The following is an 18,736-nucleotide window of genomic DNA, read 5'->3' as shown; positions in this document are numbered from 1 at the left end:
AAAAGAAAGATAAGAAAATGAATTCCGGAAAACAATTTCCGATTAAATTCTCCCAAAATCCAAACAGCCTGTCAAAAAAGGAACGTGAGGCAATTTTAAAAAAACCTGGTTTTGGGCAAAAATTCACAGACCATATGTTGGTAATTCATTATAATGATGAAAAAAAATGGCATGATGCGGAAATCAAGGCTTACGGACCAATTAGTTTGGATCCTGCTGTTTGCGTTTTTCATTATGCACAAGAAATATTCGAAGGCATGAAGGCCTATAAGGCAAATGATGGTCGTATTCTTTTATTCAGACCCGAAGCCAACGCCAAACGTTTTGCCAATTCGGCCAAAAGGCTTGCCATGGCCCAACTTCCTGAATCACTCTATTTACAAGCCATTAATGAATTTGTTAAAGCGGAAAAGAACTGGATCCCAGACCAAGAGATAGGTTCTCTATATCTCCGTCCTTTCATGATTGCCAGCAAACCTTATCTTGGTGTTAAACCTTCTCCGGAATATCTGTTTATGCTGATTGCCTCGCCAGCCGGTTCCTATTTTTCCAAAGATGCGCAATCTGTATCTGTATGGGTTTCTGAATTCTATACAAGGGCGGCCCCCGGTGGAACTGGAGAGGTTAAATGTGGCGGAAATTATGCCGCCAGCCTTGCCGCCCAACAGGAAGCTACAAAAAATCAGTGCGACCAACTTATTTTTCTTGATTCTATAGAGCATAAATGGATTGAGGAAATGGGAGGGATGAATATCTTTTTTGTATTCAAAGATGGAACTTTACTAACCCCCCCCTTAAGTGGAACCATTCTACCTGGGGTAACCCGTGATTCTCTTATTACCTTAGCAAAAGATAAGGGACTGACCATTAAACAGGAAAAATATTCAATCCATCAATTGATTGACGATATTCAATCAAAAAAAATCTCTGAAATCTTTGCCTGTGGCACTGCCGCTGTCATTACGCCTATTGGAAAAATAAAAAACTCAAAAGGCGAATATATTATAAATGAAGGTAAATCAGGAAAAATTACCCAAGACCTTCGTAAAAGTTTGATTGACATTCAATTCGGAAATGTCATTGATCCCTATCAATGGGTAAAAGTAGTAAAATAAAAACTTTTTGTTTTTCTTATCTTTAATGACCATTTTCCAAACTAAATATATATATATATTTTAGGGAAAATGGTTTTCATTTTTCTGAAAATCCGAATTTAGCCTGGCTTATACAATAATTAAACTTGCTTAACATGGATGGCAATCCAAGCAAATCAACAATATTTACGGGTTGCTGACCATATTCAACAACAACCAAATCTGCATAGGATAATTTTTGCAACAAATAGTTGAAATCCCTTAAATTCAAACGATTCATCAACATATTCTTATCCATCGCTTTCATCGTGAACAAAAAATGTTCCTTATTAATTGTCAAGGCTATATTTTTATTTTTACCCGGAATTTGCTTACCTTTTGAATCCCATAAAATCAAACCAACATTATTTGCATCCCTTTCAAACCCAAGAACCAGATCATTTGAAAGAACATGACATGAATCAATTTGCTGTTTCATATGTGAATAATGAAACGCTGTCCAATTTCCTTCATGTCCATCCAAATAATATGTTTGTTCCGCAGCATTCACTTGCAAGCAAAATAAAAATAAACTGTAAATTAAAAATAAATAATTACGAAAAATCATCTTGATTATCGTTTAAATATACCTGTGGACTGATGACCATTTGCGTCTATATATGTACATCTTGCTTCGCGATCATTCAATCTTGTACAAACATTTTTACCACTGATAAGATGAAAATCCCCCTGACAGTCCTCTGGTTGATTCAGTACAAGTTGTTCGCCCTGAAACCCGGCATATAAAGGTCCCTGACATGTCCCACCATCTCGCCTTGTTAAAACCTGATGACCCGCCGCGTTCGGATTAAAACACAAGGACCAGTTGGTTACAGGTTGATGAGAATTGAAAAATAAACCGTGCGTATATAATTCTAGATGTGTTGTCAAATGCCAACATCCCTTTAACATTGTCGTGTCTTTCTTGTTCCAGGATTCTTTTGGAAGATCAACCTTGTTATTGGATTTAACATCTGTTTTTGGTGGAACAGTTGAATTTACGGGAGGTTTTGGAACATTTTTTTTCTGTAAATTGTCTATATCAGGTAAATTCGGATTATCTTTCAGGGGTGGTATTTCAGGTAATGGTTCAGGAGATGGTAAAGGGTCAATTTTTATTGGATCAATAGGTACTAAGGGTTTTACCGAAGGAATTCGACATTGATTTTGTAAAATATTCCACTGTTCAAGTAATTTATTTCGTTCATCCGCCAATTGATCCTGACGTTTTTTGTCATTCATTACATGCCTGACTTTATTTTCCGAAGGATAAATGATTTCACATTTTTTTCCATTTAAATCTTCATCCGTCCAAAATATTGACGTTAATAAACCTAATGCAAAAGCACTCAATGCTGTAATCCAAGGAAATCTGTTCCAAAAAAACAAATGATTTCTCTTTTTTCTCTCAATACCCATCAATGGATCATAGGTTTTCTGGTCACATGAAAAACCCCATGCAGTGATTACAGGTTTTCCATCAACAGCATACAAAAAATCCAAGCCAGGAAATTGACGGCATTGATTGAAAAATCTTGAAAGCGTGAGACCAGGATAACGTTGAATGATTTCCTCAATATCCAGCAAAATTGAACGTGTTGCCTGTAATAATTTTTGCTGCTGATTTTGATCAAGTTCTTTCCATGAAAAACTTGTTTGTCCCTCCGCATTCCAACGAACGATATCGTTATTGAATTCTGGCTGAGCAAAAATTCTTGCGTGATCCGCATCACTATAGGTTAATATTTCATTATATATCTGACGATAAAAATTCTGTTGCCGATTAAAAAGAGGTTTTAACCGATTGATTTTTTGTCGACTTAATACCAAAACCATCAGGTTCATTCCTTATTGACCAAAGAATGAAGATCATTTTGTTTTTTTAGCATCACGCCAACAACAAGCAATGTCAAAAAAAACAACACCAAAGGTAAAAGCCAATAATAACGACAATAATTTATTGATATGATTCCTTTCCACCATGGCAATATCATCAATAATAGTAAAATGAGACCACTTATTATCCATGGCCAAAAATTTTTGTTCTCAATGCGATTATTAAATGGTGAAACTGGAGGAGGGAGAATTGTCATAACTTTCATATTCCTCTCCTTTCCCTTGGCGAACAAAACTTCCTTTTTTGAATAAGGCTGATTTGATTCATGTCCCCATTCCAATATGGCTGGTCCATGAGGGGTTGCGATTATGAATTCGTCATTGGGAAATTGTAATGCATCCAAAAGAAGCTTGCCTTTTTGCTTTTGCAATGAATCTGGAGAGTTTATCAAACACTGAGCGTATTTTTTCCCTTCTTCGATATAATCATACGCCTCTTTTAAATTCTCCTCTTTTGATAAATGTTTGACAGGGAGATTTTGGCTGTCGACAGGCAAATACCAATCAACCTCTCCTCGTCCCCGATCCAATTGAGGTTCAAGCAATAAAGCGGCACATTCAGGACTGACATTCTTCTTCAAAAGATCATGCAGAATATGCCAGTTTTCCAATATTAATTGACCATTCATTCCAAGGGGTTTTGCCTTATTGAAATTGGTTGTAGTAATCGGTCTTCCTGGAATAAATTGCAATTTCATTTTGAATTATCCTTTTTAGATTCAATAGGATCAGAAGATGATTTATTATTATCTTGCTCAGATTTATCAGATTTAGATGCGGGCTTGTCAGTCGATTGGTCTTGCTTTTCAACCGGTTCAGGCTGACAGGCTCCCGATTGAACCTGGATAGGAAGATTTAAGGATTGTAAGACTCTAACAATCATGTCGGATTTTTGGGCATAATTACCATGGGAGGATGTATACTGATCCATCGTTACAAACGTGTTTACTCCAACTACCCTTCCACACAGATCAACCAGTGGACCTCCAGAATTACCCGGGGAAACCATTGCGCTATGAGGCATTATTTTTTCGCCATTGTGATTATTCTGAATTCCGTTAATCTGTCCCTTGGTCAATATAACACCAGGAATTGCTTGTAGATCACCCTTCATCAGTCTTTGCATCGCATCATCCTGGCTTATCATGATTGCCGGATAACCTGCAGCGACAACATCCTGTAAGGGTCGTGCATCTAATGAAAAACTCAGAGGTTGTTGCGGTGGCGCATTTTCAACCTTAAGAATTGCCAGGTCCAGTCCTCCATTTTCTGTAGTCTGACTTACAGAAACAACATGAGCAAGTTTCAACTGTCCCAAGGATTTATTGGTAACCATTACAGAATTGTTCTTGGCATTTTCAACCACATGTCGATTAGTCACGATTGTGTCGGATGTGACGAAAAATCCTGTACCCGAAGCGGCAGATACATCATCGTCCTTTAACACCATTATAAAAACAGTACTTCTTTCAAGCAGTTCCGGTAAACTACCTTCAAAAATTTTTCCGGTTGAAGTCATTGGTGTAAATGGATGTTCTAAACTTTTATTTAATGATGGATCTGCACGAGATTCCCTTATGTTACAGGGTGGATTTTTTAACCTATCCTTCAAAATCTTAATTTCTGTTTCCAGATCATGATTGGATTTCTCTATTTGCGGATATTGTTTAACAAGATTATGAGCTTCCCGAAATGTAATTCCATTAATCTTGATTGGATGTTCAGCAAAAATTATTCGCCAACCCAACAATAAACCTATAAAAAAAAACAAAATCGCCGCTATTAATCGAGATAAAACAAATTGATTATTGAAATTTGTCAAAAACCGAAAACGTGATGATATTTTAGGATTTACCGTAGAATTTTCTCGTGATTTAATAGATGGCTTTATTTGTCCATTTACCTTTTTTTCATCAAAGAAATGTGAAATGACATCTTTTGCAGGTTTGGGCTCAGATGAAAATTGAAACAAGGATGGTAAATATATTCCTGATTTTTTATTGTCCTGAAAAGAATTTCCTCCCCAATTCTTAATAATTATCTTATCCCCGCTTATAAGAATATCCCTAAAATCCGTAATATGTAAAACAGCTTCAACAATTTTTCCGCTCGAACTGTCCCTGGATATATTTTCAAACAAATTTTTAAATGAAATAGCCATTTTCTGATAAATTTGCTGCTTTTGCGGCCCAGTTATTATTTTTGGCTCTTCAAAGGTATCCACATACCAGGAAATCAATAACGTATCTTTATTTTGATTTTCTGTAACAACAGGTTCAGCCAATTGTATATCTGGACAATACTGAGAAAAAATTTTGATGATCAAATCGTATTTTTCATAAATAATTTGATCATTAATAGTCATTATTTCTGATTTTTTTAGATTCTGTTTGTCAAGAAGAAATAATGTCATATTTGCTCGCAAATTTTATGAAATATCTTTTAAAATTAATGATAGTAATCCAATGTTATATTCTTGCCAAGTATGGCATAGTAAAGCCAAGCTTTGAGTCCCGTATAACAAGTAATTATCAATAAAATAAAATCAGGCAAAACTTGCCAAAACTATTCATTTTTAAAGACAAAAAACAAAAAATAATTTAAGATAATTGAAAAAATCAAATTGGGATTTTTAAATAAACCTTTTTACCAAGCTATATTATAATAATTTCGAATGTAAAAAAATAACGGAATGATTTTCCAAATCGGATACACCAATGCTAACTATCAAAAATTATTTGAATTTGAATATCATTATCGGAATTACATTGGCATTAATCCCCTTATCTGTTCATGCAAAAAATGACAAGTCTTTGACAACAATGGAAATTCGGACTTTACAGACAAGGGAATTCCCGAATTTATCTTCTTCTCAAGCCTATCAAATTGCTTTGTCTACCTTTCAGGATCTTGGATTTATTATTACAGAAACTTCACCTGCCATGGGGCTTATCGCAGCCAACCAGACTCACCCTGATTTAAATCAGGTTATTTTGGCAACTTTAACTTTAAGTCCAAAAAATGATTCTGTTCATACAATCATTGCACGCCTATCCTTAAGTGCCTATCCACTTTATAATGGTGAAGAAGGTGCAAATTTAAACGGTGGTCCTCCAAGACAATCTGAAATCATTCGATCCCCTGTAACATATCAACAGTTTTTTGATGCCTTTTCCTATTCACTATCCCTTCATCAAAATTACACATCCCGATGAAAATGACACTTAAATTTTTTCTTTGCATATTGGGGTTGTCATGTTTCTCACTGACAGCTTGTTCAAACAATAATGAATCTGTGCTTCCCGCCACTCAAAAACGTGTAAATGAAACGCGTACATTCGAGGCACCAAATCGAGATATTTTATTGAAAACCATTATTATAACACTGCAGGATCAAGGTTTTAATATTGTAAAAGTCAATTTGGACAGTTCTGAGGTAACGGCACAACAAAACAGCAATATAATTTTGAGTGTAATGACATATTCCATTGATAGAAATAAATTTGCTGTAAGAGTCAATGGACAAATTTACAATAATTTCAGCGCTTCCTCAACCGGATATGAAAATATAGCAGACCCTGTTTTTTATCAAAAGAATTTTTTTGAACCACTATCCCGGTCACTATTCTTGCAAAATCATCCATTTTAACCTTACTGTAAATAATGGCTTTTCTATTTAATAATGGACAAACATCATGCGCTTTCTCAAATATGTGATTATTCCCACCACAGTTTTACTCATGGCTGGTTGTGAATCAGCATCAAAACAGGCCCAAAATGCTCAGACGGCTCAAAATACAGATGCCCATCTGACTCTTGGAACCATTGAAAGCCAACTTCATAAAGGTATGAGTAATGCCTCGGTTGTTGAAATTTTTGGGCCACCCAATATTGTAACTTCCGATGATCAACATCAGGAAGTATGGGTGTATGATCGAATTTCAACCATGCGTACACATTCCAGTTCGGGAGGATGGGCAACCATTGTTATCCTCGGGTTGGGAAACAAAGCCAATACATCCAGCACGTCACAACGAACACTCACCTTGATTGTGAAATTTGACCATAATCAAAAAGTTAGAGATTATTCTTATAGATATAGCAATTTCTAGGAATGCAAATATTTTCTCGTATATATATTTCTATATCCCTTTGGGGCCAAATCTTCATTGGGATCATGGTTTTATTAAATCCGCTTCAAACTGTTTTGGCAAAACCGCAACAGACTCTTGCACTAAGGGCTGTTCAGAGTCGATCATTTGAAACTACGGATCAGCAAAAAATGATCCAGGCCATTTCATCTACGCTGCAAGACATGGGATATATCATTGTGAGATCAAATGATCAGATCGGTTTTGTCACGGCAACCCATTTTACAGATGACATAATTGAAATTACCGTTACGACACAACCCAATAAATATCATATTATCGTCAGGGCTACGGCTCGTATGAATAACTTGCCATTGGACAAAAACCCTGAATTCTATCAAAATTTTTTCAATCAGTTGTCTCAAGCCACATTCTTGAACGCCAACGCCATTTATTAGAGATCAGGATAAATTACGTGACAACGTATCAAAAAATTCCTGATAAACTTGGGGTGACGTTACGGGATATTGATTGTAGCGCAAAGCTATACGAACTGTCGTACCATGGTTCACCGTTGATATTGACATTATATTTGCCTGCATAATATGTCCGTTTTCCATACGTATGACTTCAATCAGATGGCTCAGATCATCCACCCTGACAATTTGAAAATCCAGACTGACCAGTGTTTTAATTACGGCTTGATTAACCCTATTTATATCTAACTGATCAAATTGCCGCATTTGCATATTACGAAGCTGACCTGTCGGTAAATCAGTTAATCTCAGGTTTGTTGGTATGGAATTCCCATTACATCCTGCCAACAATAAAACCACTACCACAGAAAATAAATGAAAAATTTTCATTAGGATTGAGCCTGTAAATAAATTGCTTTTGACAAAGCATCAAAGAAATTCTGATAAATTTTTGGATCCCGGACTAACCAGATTTCACCGACATGTCCGTCATTGTAAAAATCACGCATTTCAATTGAAACATGAATTTGAAATCCTTTTTTATTATTTTCCAAAGGCAAAAGCACAACAGAAACAGAACTGTTTTTCTTGGCAACATATAAACTATTCTGTCCACCAGCCAGTTCAAACGGTCCCAGCTGAATTGCCAAATTTCCACCCGCCCACGGTTTTTGATGAAAATGAGTGATCGGAATTCCAAAAAAACTCAAAGGCTGACCAATATCATATGTCTGGTCTGCATATAAGGTGCCAACCCCCGCATTCACCTCTCTTATAACATAATGCTGATCTTGGACAACATTCATTACAGCACGCATAAGCTCTGATCTATCAGTTATATCGAAACCCCTGCTTTGCATCGAAAAACGAGCGACCCTGTCTGAGGTTAACCTCATACTATTTTGAGGAGGTGTATCAGAAGCTGAACATGCACTTAAAAAAATTAAGATGACAACCAAACTGTCTAGACAATAAGAAATTAGTTTTTTCTTATCCATATTCACATAATCCGTCTTGACTTCTGAAATCTTGAAACGAATTTCCAATATTTAAAAGCCTATATTTAATATCTGTAACAAATATTGTAATCATAAAATATACAGTTTCATTCTACATTAATATTTTCCCATATTAAAATAAACAAGATATATTTGTTTGGATCGTTTCGTTATAAATTCTTTACCGTTTTACCATGGATTCTTTATGAGTGATAAATCAAACATCAGGGCAGGTTCAAACAAAAGGGTAACTCTTAGCAATAAGCAGGGAAGTTTTCCTTTAAAAATTGATTTTGATTCAGTCATTGGTTCCAAAAATACTTTTTTTACTTAATTAACCCACTCTTTTGCCAGAATCCCTCTTGGAAAAACATGTTTGTGCCATTATTAATTTACCTTTCAACCATCAGGGATCAACTGCATTCGACACGATAGTGCTTTGTATGCCTGATTCCAAAAGTTATTACATTCCTATTCTGCCATATTACTCAATTCCAAATGGAGGTTCTTTATTTTAATGGCTACCAAATATATGACCGTTTCCTGGGATCAATTACACAAAGATGCCCGTATATTATCTGAACGCTTGAGCAATTTTAATTTCAGAGGAATTATCGCGATAACCCGTGGTGGGTTAATTCCCGCAGGAATTATTGCACGTGAATTGGAACTTCGTTTGATTGATACAATATCAGTTGTCACTTATGATGAAGAAAAAAGAGGTGAATTAAATATCATTAAAAATCCATCCATTACCGAAGATGGTAAAGGTTTTCTAATTATTGACGACCTTGTTGATTCGGGAATTACTGCCAAAGCTATTCGTAAGTTGTTACCAAAAGCTTATTTTGCCTGCCTTTATGCCAAACCTGCCGGCAAGGAATATACTGACGAATTTATCATGGAAGTTCAACAGGATATGTGGATCCTGTTTCCATGGGATATGGCCCCTGCCTTTGCACCCCCTCTTATCAAATCCCAAAAAAAATAAAAAAAGCATATTTTATAAAAAAATAACTTGCCTTATAGCGCAGAACAGGATAGCTATAAGGCCATTCGGGGTGTGGCGCAGCCTGGCTAGCGCGCTTGTTTTGGGTACAAGAGGCCCCCGGTTCGAATCCGGGCTCCCCGACCATTAATAAAGACCTTGGGTTAAAATCCTTGGGTATTTTTTAATAAGCAAAAGAGGTTTTCATGACGCGGGCGCGAATTTATAAATGCCCTCAAAAGGCTACACAATCTGGTAAAATTCGCAGTCATAGATGGATTCTTGATTATGGACAAGCCTCCTCTCGATCACACGATTCCTTAACTGGATGGGTAGGATGTAGAGACACACAAACTGAAGTAAAACTCAGTTTCCCTACAAAAGATCAAGCAATTCAATATGCAGAAAAGAATTTTATTGCTTATGATTTAGAAGAACCAGGTAGTCATCATTATGTTGTCAAAAATTATGAAGATAATTTTCACAACAATCGGAAAATGAACTGGACTCACTGAAATTATATTTTGCGCCCTTAGCTCAGCTGGATAGAGCAACAGCCTTCTAAGCTGTGGGCCGCTGGTTCGAATCCAGCAGGGCGCATTTCCAATTTTTCGCAAAACTGTTTAATCATTTTTCATAGATGGCAAATTCCAAACCTGTTGTTTCTGATGATAAACAACTTTAGGTAATAATACATAAATTGGATGATAATCAGGATTAAGCCATCTAAGAATTTGTGTCATATCCTTTTCATCCATTGCTGTACAACCTGAAGTCACCGCATTCGCATTTTTTCTTAAATGTGCAAAGATACAGCTTCCATAATGAGGAATATTCTTCTCATTATGCTCAATGACAAAACCTAATTTATAAAGTTGGTCCCCTTTAAAATGAATATCCCTACGCATAGGTTCAGACAAAATAAATATTTTTTTTAAAGAAAAATTTTGTTTATCAATAATTTGATTGTATTGAGACGATGTAGGATCATCAATACAGTAGTCATATTGTGTCATGACATGGTAAGGATAATTTATAGAAAGATTATTCCTATAACCAAATGCAAAACCTATTTTGAACATTCCAACTGGACTGCGCTTATCACCCTCTTTTTTGTACAGACCTTCTTGCATAAATGGATGCAATCCCCTGCCCCAAGCCAATCCTTGACTACCTAGAGATACAGAAACACCATTTCCTTTTTTGTGCCATTTTGAATGCAAATATTCAAATTTGTATAACTTTCCCCTATTACTATACCATCCATCAGTTATAACAACGATCATTTGCTGTTTTTTTTGCCAGTGATACAAAATTGATTTTTGTGAATGATTACAACTTGAAAAAAATAAACAACCTATTAATGGAATGATTTTTTTTGAAAATAAATTAAACAAATTATTCAATATCCATTTTTGATGAACACCATATTCTCAAACAGAATCGAAAACAATTTTTACTATAAAAATACAATAATAACGTATCACCAAATATACGATTCATTAAGCTGCCACTTTTAATAAGTATCTCAAATAATATGTAATATTTTCAATTATTTCCCTAAGGTAAAGCTAACCATCTCCGATTAAATTACAATATAATAATTTCGTTGCAGTTAAATACATAATTACGTAAACATAATTCATATCCTGTTTTTTTCATTATTAAATTAGAACAATATCGCAATAAATAAACATAAAATTTATAATAAAATTATCATATTTATATAATTCTTGTTTTATTCAATGGATAAATTATGTAAGAAGCGACATAATCTTAAATATTATATTTTCAGTTTCGAGGATTTTTATGTCTGTTTTTTCTCAATTTGACAATAATATACGCACTCAGAACTCTTTAAGAGATAAAATTACGGCGACAATACGACTTCCAGAAACGGAATGTGTCAAAACCCTACTTCCACAAGCTACCCTATCTGATGAAATGAACAGACAGATATCGGAACATGCAAGATCATTAACACAATATTTAAGAGAACATCGCAACCTGAAGGGTGTCGAGACTCTTGTTCAGGAATTTTCATTATCTTCCGCCGAAGGCGTTGCACTTATGTGCCTTGCCGAAGCTCTTTTACGCATTCCTGATACTGAAACACGTGATGCATTAATCAGGGATAAGATCAGCACTGGTGACTGGATATCACATGCAGGTTTCAAGAAACCTATTTTCACCAATGCCGCCGCATGGGGACTTGCTTTGACAGGAAAACTCGTTACACCTGTAAAGGAAAAAAATCTTGCAGCAACCCTTACAAAATTGGTTCAGCGGCAGGGTGAAAGCATAATCCGTATCGCCCTTGATCGAGCTATGCGCATGATGGGTGAACAATTTGTTCTTGGCCAAACAATGGAAGAGGCTTTAAACCAAAGCAGAAAAATGGAGGATATCGGATTTCGTTATTCGTACGATATGCTTGGCGAGGCTGCGATAACAGAAGAAGATGCGGAACGTTACAGGGTTGATTATGAAAATGCTTTGCATGCAATCGGCCGTTCAACACATGGTAACTCGGTTTATGAACGTGCTGGATTATCCATTAAATTATCCGCTTTACATCCCCGTTATTCTCGTTCCCAATATGACCGAGTCATGAAAGAACTCCTTCCGACTTTAACGAATTTGGTTCTTCTTGCACGCCAATATAATATTGGCATCAATATTGATGCAGAAGAGAGTGAACGCCTTGAAATCTCTCTTGATTTGATGGAAGCCTTATGTAATCACCCAGATCTGAAAAACTGGAACGGTATTGGTTTTGTTGTCCAAGCATATGGCCGCAGGGCTCCCTATGTCCTGGATTATTTGATTGATCTGGCTCGTCGAACAAACCGCAGATTGATGGTGCGTTTGGTAAAGGGTGCCTATTGGGACAGTGAAATTAAAAAAGCGCAGGTTGAAGGTCAATCCGATTTTCCTGTCTATACCCGCAAAATTCATACAGATATTAGTTATATTGCATGCGCGAAAAAATTATTGGCCAATAGAGACGCAATTTTTCCACAGTTTGCCACACATAATGTTCGAACACTTGCAACAATTTATGCACTTGCAGGAAAAGATTATGATATTGAACAATATGAATTTCAGTGTCTCCATGGTATGGGTGAACAGTTATATAGCAAAATCGTACAAGCGGGTGATCTTTCACGACCATGTCGTATATACGCCCCTGTAGGAACACATGAAACTTTGCTTGCTTATCTTGTTCGCAGATTATTGGAGAATGGAGCTAATTCTTCATTTGTAAACCAGATTGGCAACAGTGACATTTCAATTGATCAACTGATTGCAAACCCTGTGGATGAAGCTCTGAAAGTAAATCCTGTTGGCAGTCCTCATCCAGCCATCCGTTTACCACGCTCCATTTATGGTCAGGAAAGACTGAATTCAAGAGGCATTGATTTCAACAATGAATTTATTCTACATGATCTTTCTAAGGCCCTTAAAGATTCTCCAGCATCTTGGGAAGCATTTCCAATTCTTGCAGGAAAGAAAACTAAGTTCAAAAACAAACCATTGGATGTTTTAAATCCTGCTGATCATAACGATAAGGTAGGGACAGTTATCGAGGCATCACAAGCGGAAATTGATCGTGCGTTCAAATCGGCAGTAAAGGGTGCCAAGGACTGGGCTGGATTGGATCCTGATAAAAGGGCTGTTCCCTTGTTGAAAGCTGCAGATCTTTTGGAAGAGCAATTGTATCCTTTATTGGGATTGATTATTCGTGAAGCGGGAAAATCTTTTCCCAATGCCCTGGCTGAAGTAAGAGAAGCGATTGACTTTCTCAGATACTATGGTTCAACAGTTGCCAGAACTTTTAATAATAATACACACACACCATTGAGTGGACCCGTTGTTTGCATCAGCCCATGGAATTTTCCACTGGCCATTTTTATCGGGCAAATTTCTGCAGCTCTTGCTGCCGGAAATCCTGTTATTGCCAAACCAGCCGAGGAAACGCCTTTAATTGCCACTAAGGCAGTTCAAATTATGCATGAAGCGGGTATACCGGAAGAAATTCTTCAATTATTACCCGGTAAGGGAGATATTGGGGCATCTCTTATTTCAAATAAGGAAGTCCATGGAGTAATGTTTACAGGATCAACAGCAGTTGCCCGTGAAATTTCTAAAAATCTTGCCAGCAGAAGATCTCCATCAGGCAACATTATTCCTTTTGTGGCTGAAACAGGCGGACAAAATGCACTTATCGTTGATTCCTCTGCCCTCGCCGAACAAGTTGTTGTTGATATCATCAGTTCTGCATTTGACAGTGCCGGTCAACGATGCTCTGCCCTAAGGGTATTGTACGTTCAGGAAGATTGCGCAGATCGGGTTATTACCATGTTACGGGGTGCAACCAAGGAGCTTATTATAGATAATCCTCTTTCTCTCAAAACCGACATAGGTCCTGTAATCAATCAGGATGCATTAAATCGTCTAAATAATCATGTCGAATATATGAAAAAGAAAGGATTTAAGATCTGGTCCCTACCTTTACCTGAAAAAACAGAAAATGGTACATTTATGATGCCGACCATAATCGAAATCAATCAGATATCCGATATTCCTGATGAAGTTTTTGGTCCTGTCCTTCATGTTGTTCGATTTAGACGAGATCAGATTGACAATATAATTAAATCGATAAACCAAACAGGTTTTGGGTTAACGTTTGGTATTCATTCCCGTATTGATGAAACCATTGAGGATGTAACAAAAAAAATTAATGCCGGTAATATATACATTAACCGTAATATCATCGGGGCGATTGTTGGCGTACAACCTTTTGGGGGAAAAGGTCTTTCCGGAACAGGTCCAAAGGCAGGTGCACCCTTCATTCTAAGAAGGATGTTGCAACAAAGCCCCGTTTTCGATGAATTCCCCAAACAATCTCTACCCCCCATTGCACAGCAGTGGCTGGACTGGTTGACAAGCAATCAAAAGAATTTTGTTTCTACAGCAAAAAATCTGTTATCCCATACAATAGTAAATTCAAATATTGAATTAAATGGACCAGTAGGTGAAAAAAATATTTATTCTCTCTCACCACGAGGAACAGTATTATGTATCGCTAAAACACGAGATATCTTATTGAGACAAATTTCCTTATCCCTGAAATGTGGAAATTCAGTCCTGATTTTTGCACCTGATCAGATCACAGAATGGTATTCACAATTGCCCCATGAATTGTCATTACACATCAGAAAGGTAAAATCAATGAATGAGCAACCTTGCACGATCATTCTGGGTGAAAAAGATGTTCCCGAATTTGAAGAGGCTCGTCAGAATATGGCATTTTCAGACAATGGAATTATTTCTGCACTAGATGTAGATGAAAATTTCGAAAATACGGATCTTCTCATGGAAGAGATCTCCATAAGCAATAACACGACTGCTGCAGGGGGAAATGCCTCTTTAATGACAATAGATTAATATCAATTTTGATTTATAAAACACAAACCCTTTTTATTTTATATAATAAGGGTTCAATAAAGACCGACCCTATTTACAGAATAAAAAAGATAGGGTTTTCATTTATTAATGTTTTCAATTATTTACCATATCCAAAACATTAAAACCCATGCCCCAACAACGGGTATTACAGATACAGTATAAAGGGTAAACGATAAAAACATTTGATAAAAATATTTATTATATTTCCGAAGAATTTTATAGCCCAAGTATAAACTCCAAATACTGGCACCCCCCAGAATAATCGCACGCATATCCTTTAGCCACCAAAAGACAACTCCCTCATATTGAAGTAATTTGACACTTGTTGCGTTGAGACCGAGAAAAAGACCTGCCGCTGCCAAAGGTATGAGTGCTTGGGAAAAATATAGATAAAAATCAGGTTTATGATAAAGTCTGGCCAAAAATTTGTAGATCAATGTTAACCACACGCCATAAAGAATTCCGGATCCAAGAATGTAGAAACTGACACAAAAGCCATCCAGCAAATTGAAACTATCATTGTTGGCAGGGTAATTCGTTAAAATCCACCAGGGAGCCGTTGCATTCAATGGCCAAAATATTTCATGATTAACCAACCATTCTGCCAAATATTGTTTAAAATAAACGAACCAAGGCGAAACCGTCCACGTAAATGCTCCAATAGCAACGCCAATCATACCGAATAACAATAGTCTGATCTGCCAAATATTTTGCTGTTCATTACCGTAAACAAGAATTTCTTCATTCACGGACCTCGTCTGCAAACTGACCGCATTTCTATAGCCTGCACAACGTCCACACATATGGCAAGCTGAAACGCCATGAAGCTGTCGAATATTAATCATTGGTGGGCAATGCGGATTTGAATTTTCTTTTTCTTGAAATTCTGACCATTTTTGCTGATCTGTCTTAAAAGTAAAAGGAGAAAGCCGAGAAAGAAGATTAAACACACCATTAACCGGGCACAGATAACGACACCAGACACGGTTACCATTTCCATATAGATAGCCTATAACTATTGCTGCTGCTGTTGAACCTCCCAGTATCAATAATGCAGGTATCGCATAATCATAAACACTTATAAGTTGTCCATACAAAGTGGTTAATATAAAAGCAATCGCCGGCCAACCTCTCCATTTGAGTAAACGGGGGATTTTCTTGTTTCGTCCGAAATTTTTGGATGTCCATTCCGTCAAAGTTCCCTCTGGACAAAATACACCACACCAAATTCGTCCTATAAATAACATTGACAATATTACAAAGGGCCACCAGATCCCCCAAAAAACAAATTGGGCAAATAAAACAATATTGTTAAAAATGTGCGAATGTTTTGGGGGTAAATGCATTAAGGCGGGAATAATCAGAAGCAAAAAATAAATTGCAACAACAAACCATTTAATTCCCTGAATAATGGTTTGATGACGTTGCATAGCAATTCCCGTTTGATTAATTGCCTTTTTCAGCAAAACCCTCATTATTTGTTCCAATGTTATTTATTGTATTAATAAGTTTTTTTAAAAGTTACGTTGCACAATAAAATGGCAATGAACCAGTAAATAACAAGAGCTGAAATTTGCATTAATGAAGGTTCCGCATGATAACCTGTCAAACCTGTTAAGGTACTGTTGTCAGGAATAAACCCTGCGGTACTCCATACAGGATTATCCATAAAATTATAAATCCATTCCGGAATATCATAAGCGGCAATCTGGACAGAGGCTTTATCAATGGCGCTTATAAAAAGTCCACCACCAATTAGAAGCAAAAGAAATTCACTGACAATGAAAAACCATTTCCATGAAATGAATTTAAATGATTTCTGTAAACACCAAAATGTTAGCAATGCCAAGATTAATCCCAAAAAACCGCCAAGTATAAATAATCCCAATGAAGATCCCTTTTGTTCCGCACCAATACCTGCCAAAAATACAACTGTTTCTGATCCCTCTCTTGCGACTGCCAGCATGGATAAAAGAAGAATCCCTATTCCACTTCCGGATTTCTGTACACTTTCGGCTGCCTCCTGTTCAAGATGCTTTTTCATACCTCTACCATGATGATGCATCCAGATTACCATTTGCAATATCAAACATGCCGCGACAAACATCATAATGGTAAAAAACCATTCTCCACCTGCACCGGCAAACCAAGTGCTGGCGATCCAAAATGCAACAGCCAATAATCCTGCAAGCGCCAGACCAAGTCCCGTCCCAATCCATAGCTTTCTTGTCAGGGATACCAGATTTTCCCTTCTCAGCCATGCATATAAAATGCCTATAACCAGTAATGCCTCAACGCTCTCACGCCATACAATAAACAAAGGCGCACCCATAATAAAAACTCCTATTTGGAAATAATGTCAAAGCCTGGCATATTGACGTGAAAATCATCGATAAAATGATATTTCCCCGTTTTAAGGGGATGTATAACCACGAAAGAGGTCACATCAGGCCCCAAGACCTTTTCAACCCTTAAAGAAAGATTTTCAAATTCAGCCGGTACTTTACCTGTATTTTTAATGGTAATTTTAAAACGCTGGTTTGCCGGCACTTCTATTGATGAGGGTTTAAAAACACCATCCGTGATGGTGATATCATAATTTTGAAGTGGTGCACCGAAAACGTGTACTGGCCAAATGGAAAACAATGACAAAACAGCATAAAATTTTTTCATTCTGAATATCCGAAAATATGCTTTTAATGATTGGATTATCAATAAACAATCTCAAATTATTAAGATGTAATATTTATTTATAAATATGTTGAACGTCTTAATAATTTATATTTAATCGCTGGTTTAAATATTAATATCCACCCTTTTTACCAGTTCCGGCATATGTAAAGTCATATTGTGTGACACATTCCCCAAACCAGGGTGCAACACCCGTTTCCTTGTCAACATGACGACCAAACATGGATTCTCTGGCCGGTGGAAGAAGCGTGAGTTTTAAATGATATTTTCCCGCTCCCAGAAGTTTGATATTCTCGCCATAATGAGGTCCATCATTTGCAACCATTGGATGAAGTATACCTTGTAATTTTTTCTCATCACCAATTTTGGTTAACTCATAAGATACTTGTAGATAAGGCATCCAGCTGCCTTCTTGAAAACCATTTTTATTATTGGCTGTTGCATGAATATCCGCTTCAAGATGAACATCAGATTTTGCCGCTGACAACATGATACCGTCAGGCTCCATTTCAATTGGCTGCAGATAGACTGCAGCAATTTCCATATTTCCACATATCTGTGGTTTGCCAATGGGATATTCTACGGCAAAGGCTGGTGTTGACAATAGGATTGTACAACCTATCAAAAGATATTTCTTAAACATTATAAATTACTTTCCTTAATCAAATATGTGATCGAATCAATGAGTTAGAGCATAAAATGAGAATAGAAATCAATTTTATATGCAAATAAAAATTAATAGCAACTGTTTATATTAAAATATCAAATTTATTCATAAAAGTTTATAACAATGCATTCATATGGATGTTTAACCAGACCTGTATATTCAAAAAGAATTGCCTGATTATCTGAAATCTGGGAACAAATACATACAACCTAACATCTTATTGCAATAAGAAAACAATTATTAGCATTTTAAAAAATATAAAATGTGAATTACTTAATAAAACTGATGTAATGTTAAAAAATTATTTAACAAGATATTTATGTA

Annotated in this window: 20 protein-coding genes and 2 tRNA genes; 11 read left to right on the top strand and 11 right to left on the bottom strand. The window is 36.4% G+C overall.

The window, feature by feature from the left end:
• Nucleotides 1-17: 17 nt before the first annotated feature.
• Nucleotides 18-1,115, top strand: a complete 1,098-nt coding sequence (locus H3R28_RS02800) for a branched-chain amino acid aminotransferase (protein WP_198208900.1) — start codon at nt 18-20, stop codon at nt 1,113-1,115.
• 76 nt (nt 1,116-1,191) lie between these two features.
• Here the strand turns inward: H3R28_RS02800 and H3R28_RS02795 are convergent, their stop codons facing one another.
• Genes H3R28_RS02795 through H3R28_RS02780 form a run of 4 tightly spaced genes read right to left on the bottom strand, consistent with a single transcriptional unit; the run spans nt 1,192 to nt 5,442 of the window.
• On the bottom strand, nt 1,192-1,701 hold the full coding sequence (locus tag H3R28_RS02795) for a hypothetical protein (RefSeq protein ID WP_198208902.1): 510 nt from the start codon (nt 1,699-1,701) through the stop codon (nt 1,192-1,194).
• Nucleotides 1,702-1,706: 5 nt separating this feature from the next.
• Nucleotides 1,707-2,969: a hypothetical protein gene (locus H3R28_RS02790; RefSeq protein WP_198208904.1), complete on the bottom strand. Its 1,263-nt coding sequence runs from the start codon at nt 2,967-2,969 to the stop codon at nt 1,707-1,709.
• 5 nt (nt 2,970-2,974) lie between these two features.
• Nucleotides 2,975-3,727 (bottom strand): hypothetical protein, encoded by a 753-nt coding sequence (locus tag H3R28_RS02785; RefSeq protein WP_198208906.1) that lies wholly within the window; start codon nt 3,725-3,727, stop codon nt 2,975-2,977.
• On the bottom strand, nt 3,724-5,442 hold the full coding sequence (locus H3R28_RS02780; RefSeq protein WP_198208908.1) for a S1C family serine protease: 1,719 nt from the start codon (nt 5,440-5,442) through the stop codon (nt 3,724-3,726). The genes H3R28_RS02785 and H3R28_RS02780 overlap by 4 nt, the downstream gene beginning before the upstream one ends.
• A gap of 304 nt (nt 5,443-5,746) precedes the next feature.
• Between H3R28_RS02780 and H3R28_RS02775 the strand changes: the two genes are divergently transcribed.
• The 4 genes from H3R28_RS02775 (at nt 5,747) to H3R28_RS02760 (ending at nt 7,578) form a co-directional block, all read left to right on the top strand.
• On the top strand, nt 5,747-6,244 hold the full coding sequence (locus H3R28_RS02775; protein ID WP_198208910.1) for a hypothetical protein: 498 nt from the start codon (nt 5,747-5,749) through the stop codon (nt 6,242-6,244).
• Between the two features lie 2 nt (nt 6,245-6,246).
• Complete coding sequence (locus H3R28_RS02770) at nt 6,247-6,678, top strand: hypothetical protein (protein ID WP_198208912.1); 432 nt, start codon at nt 6,247-6,249, stop codon at nt 6,676-6,678.
• A 46-nt stretch (nt 6,679-6,724) separates the two neighbouring features.
• Entirely contained in the window at nt 6,725-7,141 is a 417-nt protein-coding gene (locus H3R28_RS02765; protein WP_198208914.1) for an outer membrane protein assembly factor BamE, read from the top strand.
• Nucleotides 7,142-7,206: 65 nt separating this feature from the next.
• Nucleotides 7,207-7,578 carry a hypothetical protein gene (locus tag H3R28_RS02760; RefSeq protein ID WP_198208916.1) on the top strand — a complete coding sequence of 124 codons (372 nt, stop codon included), beginning with the start codon at nt 7,207-7,209 and terminating at the stop codon, nt 7,576-7,578.
• A 3-nt stretch (nt 7,579-7,581) separates the two neighbouring features.
• On the opposite strand, the gene H3R28_RS02755 is transcribed toward H3R28_RS02760, so the two are convergent.
• Nucleotides 7,582-7,986, bottom strand: a complete 405-nt coding sequence (locus H3R28_RS02755) for a hypothetical protein (RefSeq protein ID WP_198208918.1) — start codon at nt 7,984-7,986, stop codon at nt 7,582-7,584.
• On the bottom strand, nt 7,986-8,642 hold the full coding sequence (locus H3R28_RS02750; RefSeq protein WP_198208919.1) for a hypothetical protein: 657 nt from the start codon (nt 8,640-8,642) through the stop codon (nt 7,986-7,988). Before H3R28_RS02750 ends, H3R28_RS02755 begins: the two co-directional genes overlap by 1 nt.
• A gap of 157 nt (nt 8,643-8,799) precedes the next feature.
• On the opposite strand from H3R28_RS02750, the gene H3R28_RS08990 reads away from it, so the two are divergent.
• The 5 genes from H3R28_RS08990 (at nt 8,800) to H3R28_RS02730 (ending at nt 10,182) form a co-directional block, all read left to right on the top strand.
• A complete protein-coding gene (locus H3R28_RS08990) occupies nt 8,800-8,928 on the top strand; it encodes a hypothetical protein (protein WP_255518684.1) in 129 nt (42 codons plus the stop codon).
• Between the two features lie 183 nt (nt 8,929-9,111).
• Nucleotides 9,112-9,585 carry a xanthine phosphoribosyltransferase gene (gene gpt / locus H3R28_RS02745; RefSeq protein WP_198208920.1) on the top strand — a complete coding sequence of 158 codons (474 nt, stop codon included), beginning with the start codon at nt 9,112-9,114 and terminating at the stop codon, nt 9,583-9,585.
• Between the two features lie 66 nt (nt 9,586-9,651).
• A tRNA-Pro gene (locus tag H3R28_RS02740) sits at nt 9,652-9,729 on the top strand.
• 59 nt (nt 9,730-9,788) lie between these two features.
• Nucleotides 9,789-10,097 carry an NADH dehydrogenase ubiquinone Fe-S protein 4 gene (locus tag H3R28_RS02735; RefSeq protein ID WP_198208922.1) on the top strand — a complete coding sequence of 103 codons (309 nt, stop codon included), beginning with the start codon at nt 9,789-9,791 and terminating at the stop codon, nt 10,095-10,097.
• Nucleotides 10,098-10,108: 11 nt separating this feature from the next.
• A tRNA-Arg gene (locus H3R28_RS02730) sits at nt 10,109-10,182 on the top strand.
• Between the two features lie 23 nt (nt 10,183-10,205).
• On the opposite strand, the gene H3R28_RS02725 is transcribed toward H3R28_RS02730, so the two are convergent.
• Nucleotides 10,206-10,868, bottom strand: coding sequence for a L,D-transpeptidase (locus tag H3R28_RS02725; RefSeq protein ID WP_198208924.1), 663 nt, complete (start codon nt 10,866-10,868; stop codon nt 10,206-10,208).
• 523 nt (nt 10,869-11,391) lie between these two features.
• Between H3R28_RS02725 and putA the strand changes: the two genes are divergently transcribed.
• On the top strand, nt 11,392-15,033 hold the full coding sequence (gene putA / locus H3R28_RS02720) for a bifunctional proline dehydrogenase/L-glutamate gamma-semialdehyde dehydrogenase PutA (protein ID WP_198208926.1): 3,642 nt from the start codon (nt 11,392-11,394) through the stop codon (nt 15,031-15,033).
• A gap of 122 nt (nt 15,034-15,155) precedes the next feature.
• Here putA and H3R28_RS02715 read toward each other — a convergent pair whose 3' ends face one another.
• The 4 genes from H3R28_RS02715 to H3R28_RS02700 form a co-directional block, all read right to left on the bottom strand.
• The gene (locus H3R28_RS02715) at nt 15,156-16,529 is read right to left on the bottom strand and encodes a 4Fe-4S binding protein (RefSeq protein ID WP_198208927.1); all 1,374 of its coding nucleotides are present in this window, start codon (nt 16,527-16,529) and stop codon (nt 15,156-15,158) included.
• Nucleotides 16,530-16,555: 26 nt separating this feature from the next.
• The gene (locus H3R28_RS02710) at nt 16,556-17,386 is read right to left on the bottom strand and encodes an FTR1 family protein (RefSeq protein WP_198208928.1); all 831 of its coding nucleotides are present in this window, start codon (nt 17,384-17,386) and stop codon (nt 16,556-16,558) included.
• A gap of 11 nt (nt 17,387-17,397) precedes the next feature.
• Nucleotides 17,398-17,727 (bottom strand): cupredoxin domain-containing protein, encoded by a 330-nt coding sequence (locus H3R28_RS02705; RefSeq protein ID WP_155568187.1) that lies wholly within the window; start codon nt 17,725-17,727, stop codon nt 17,398-17,400.
• Between the two features lie 130 nt (nt 17,728-17,857).
• Nucleotides 17,858-18,388: an iron transporter gene (locus H3R28_RS02700; RefSeq protein WP_122123669.1), complete on the bottom strand. Its 531-nt coding sequence runs from the start codon at nt 18,386-18,388 to the stop codon at nt 17,858-17,860.
• Nucleotides 18,389-18,736 lie beyond the last annotated feature (348 nt).

This window comes from Commensalibacter sp. M0268 (genome assembly GCF_016101925.1).
GTDB classification, from domain to species: Bacteria; Pseudomonadota; Alphaproteobacteria; order Acetobacterales; family Acetobacteraceae; genus Commensalibacter; species Commensalibacter melissae.
This window is presented reverse-complemented; position numbering and strand designations above follow the sequence as displayed.

Coding starts and splice junctions, on each gene's coding strand:
- H3R28_RS02760 (WP_198208916.1), top strand. CDS start 7,207: ATGGTTTTATTAAATCCGCTTCAAACTGTTTTGGCAAAACCGCAACAG.
- H3R28_RS02800 (WP_198208900.1), top strand. CDS start 18: ATGAATTCCGGAAAACAATTTCCGATTAAATTCTCCCAAAATCCAAAC.
- H3R28_RS02785 (WP_198208906.1), bottom strand. CDS start 3,727: ATGAAATTGCAATTTATTCCAGGAAGACCGATTACTACAACCAATTTC.
- H3R28_RS08990 (WP_255518684.1), top strand. CDS start 8,800: ATGAGTGATAAATCAAACATCAGGGCAGGTTCAAACAAAAGGGTAACT.
- H3R28_RS02795 (WP_198208902.1), bottom strand. CDS start 1,701: ATGATTTTTCGTAATTATTTATTTTTAATTTACAGTTTATTTTTATTT.
- gpt (WP_198208920.1), top strand. CDS start 9,112: ATGGCTACCAAATATATGACCGTTTCCTGGGATCAATTACACAAAGAT.
- H3R28_RS02710 (WP_198208928.1), bottom strand. CDS start 17,386: ATGGGTGCGCCTTTGTTTATTGTATGGCGTGAGAGCGTTGAGGCATTA.
- H3R28_RS02725 (WP_198208924.1), bottom strand. CDS start 10,868: ATGATCGTTGTTATAACTGATGGATGGTATAGTAATAGGGGAAAGTTA.
- H3R28_RS02770 (WP_198208912.1), top strand. CDS start 6,247: ATGACACTTAAATTTTTTCTTTGCATATTGGGGTTGTCATGTTTCTCA.
- H3R28_RS02700 (WP_122123669.1), bottom strand. CDS start 18,388: ATGTTTAAGAAATATCTTTTGATAGGTTGTACAATCCTATTGTCAACA.
- putA (WP_198208926.1), top strand. CDS start 11,392: ATGTCTGTTTTTTCTCAATTTGACAATAATATACGCACTCAGAACTCT.
- H3R28_RS02755 (WP_198208918.1), bottom strand. CDS start 7,986: ATGAAAATTTTTCATTTATTTTCTGTGGTAGTGGTTTTATTGTTGGCA.
- H3R28_RS02765 (WP_198208914.1), top strand. CDS start 6,725: ATGCGCTTTCTCAAATATGTGATTATTCCCACCACAGTTTTACTCATG.
- H3R28_RS02790 (WP_198208904.1), bottom strand. CDS start 2,969: ATGGTTTTGGTATTAAGTCGACAAAAAATCAATCGGTTAAAACCTCTT.
- H3R28_RS02705 (WP_155568187.1), bottom strand. CDS start 17,727: ATGAAAAAATTTTATGCTGTTTTGTCATTGTTTTCCATTTGGCCAGTA.
- H3R28_RS02715 (WP_198208927.1), bottom strand. CDS start 16,529: ATGAGGGTTTTGCTGAAAAAGGCAATTAATCAAACGGGAATTGCTATG.
- H3R28_RS02775 (WP_198208910.1), top strand. CDS start 5,747: ATGCTAACTATCAAAAATTATTTGAATTTGAATATCATTATCGGAATT.
- H3R28_RS02780 (WP_198208908.1), bottom strand. CDS start 5,442: ATGACATTATTTCTTCTTGACAAACAGAATCTAAAAAAATCAGAAATA.
- H3R28_RS02735 (WP_198208922.1), top strand. CDS start 9,789: ATGACGCGGGCGCGAATTTATAAATGCCCTCAAAAGGCTACACAATCT.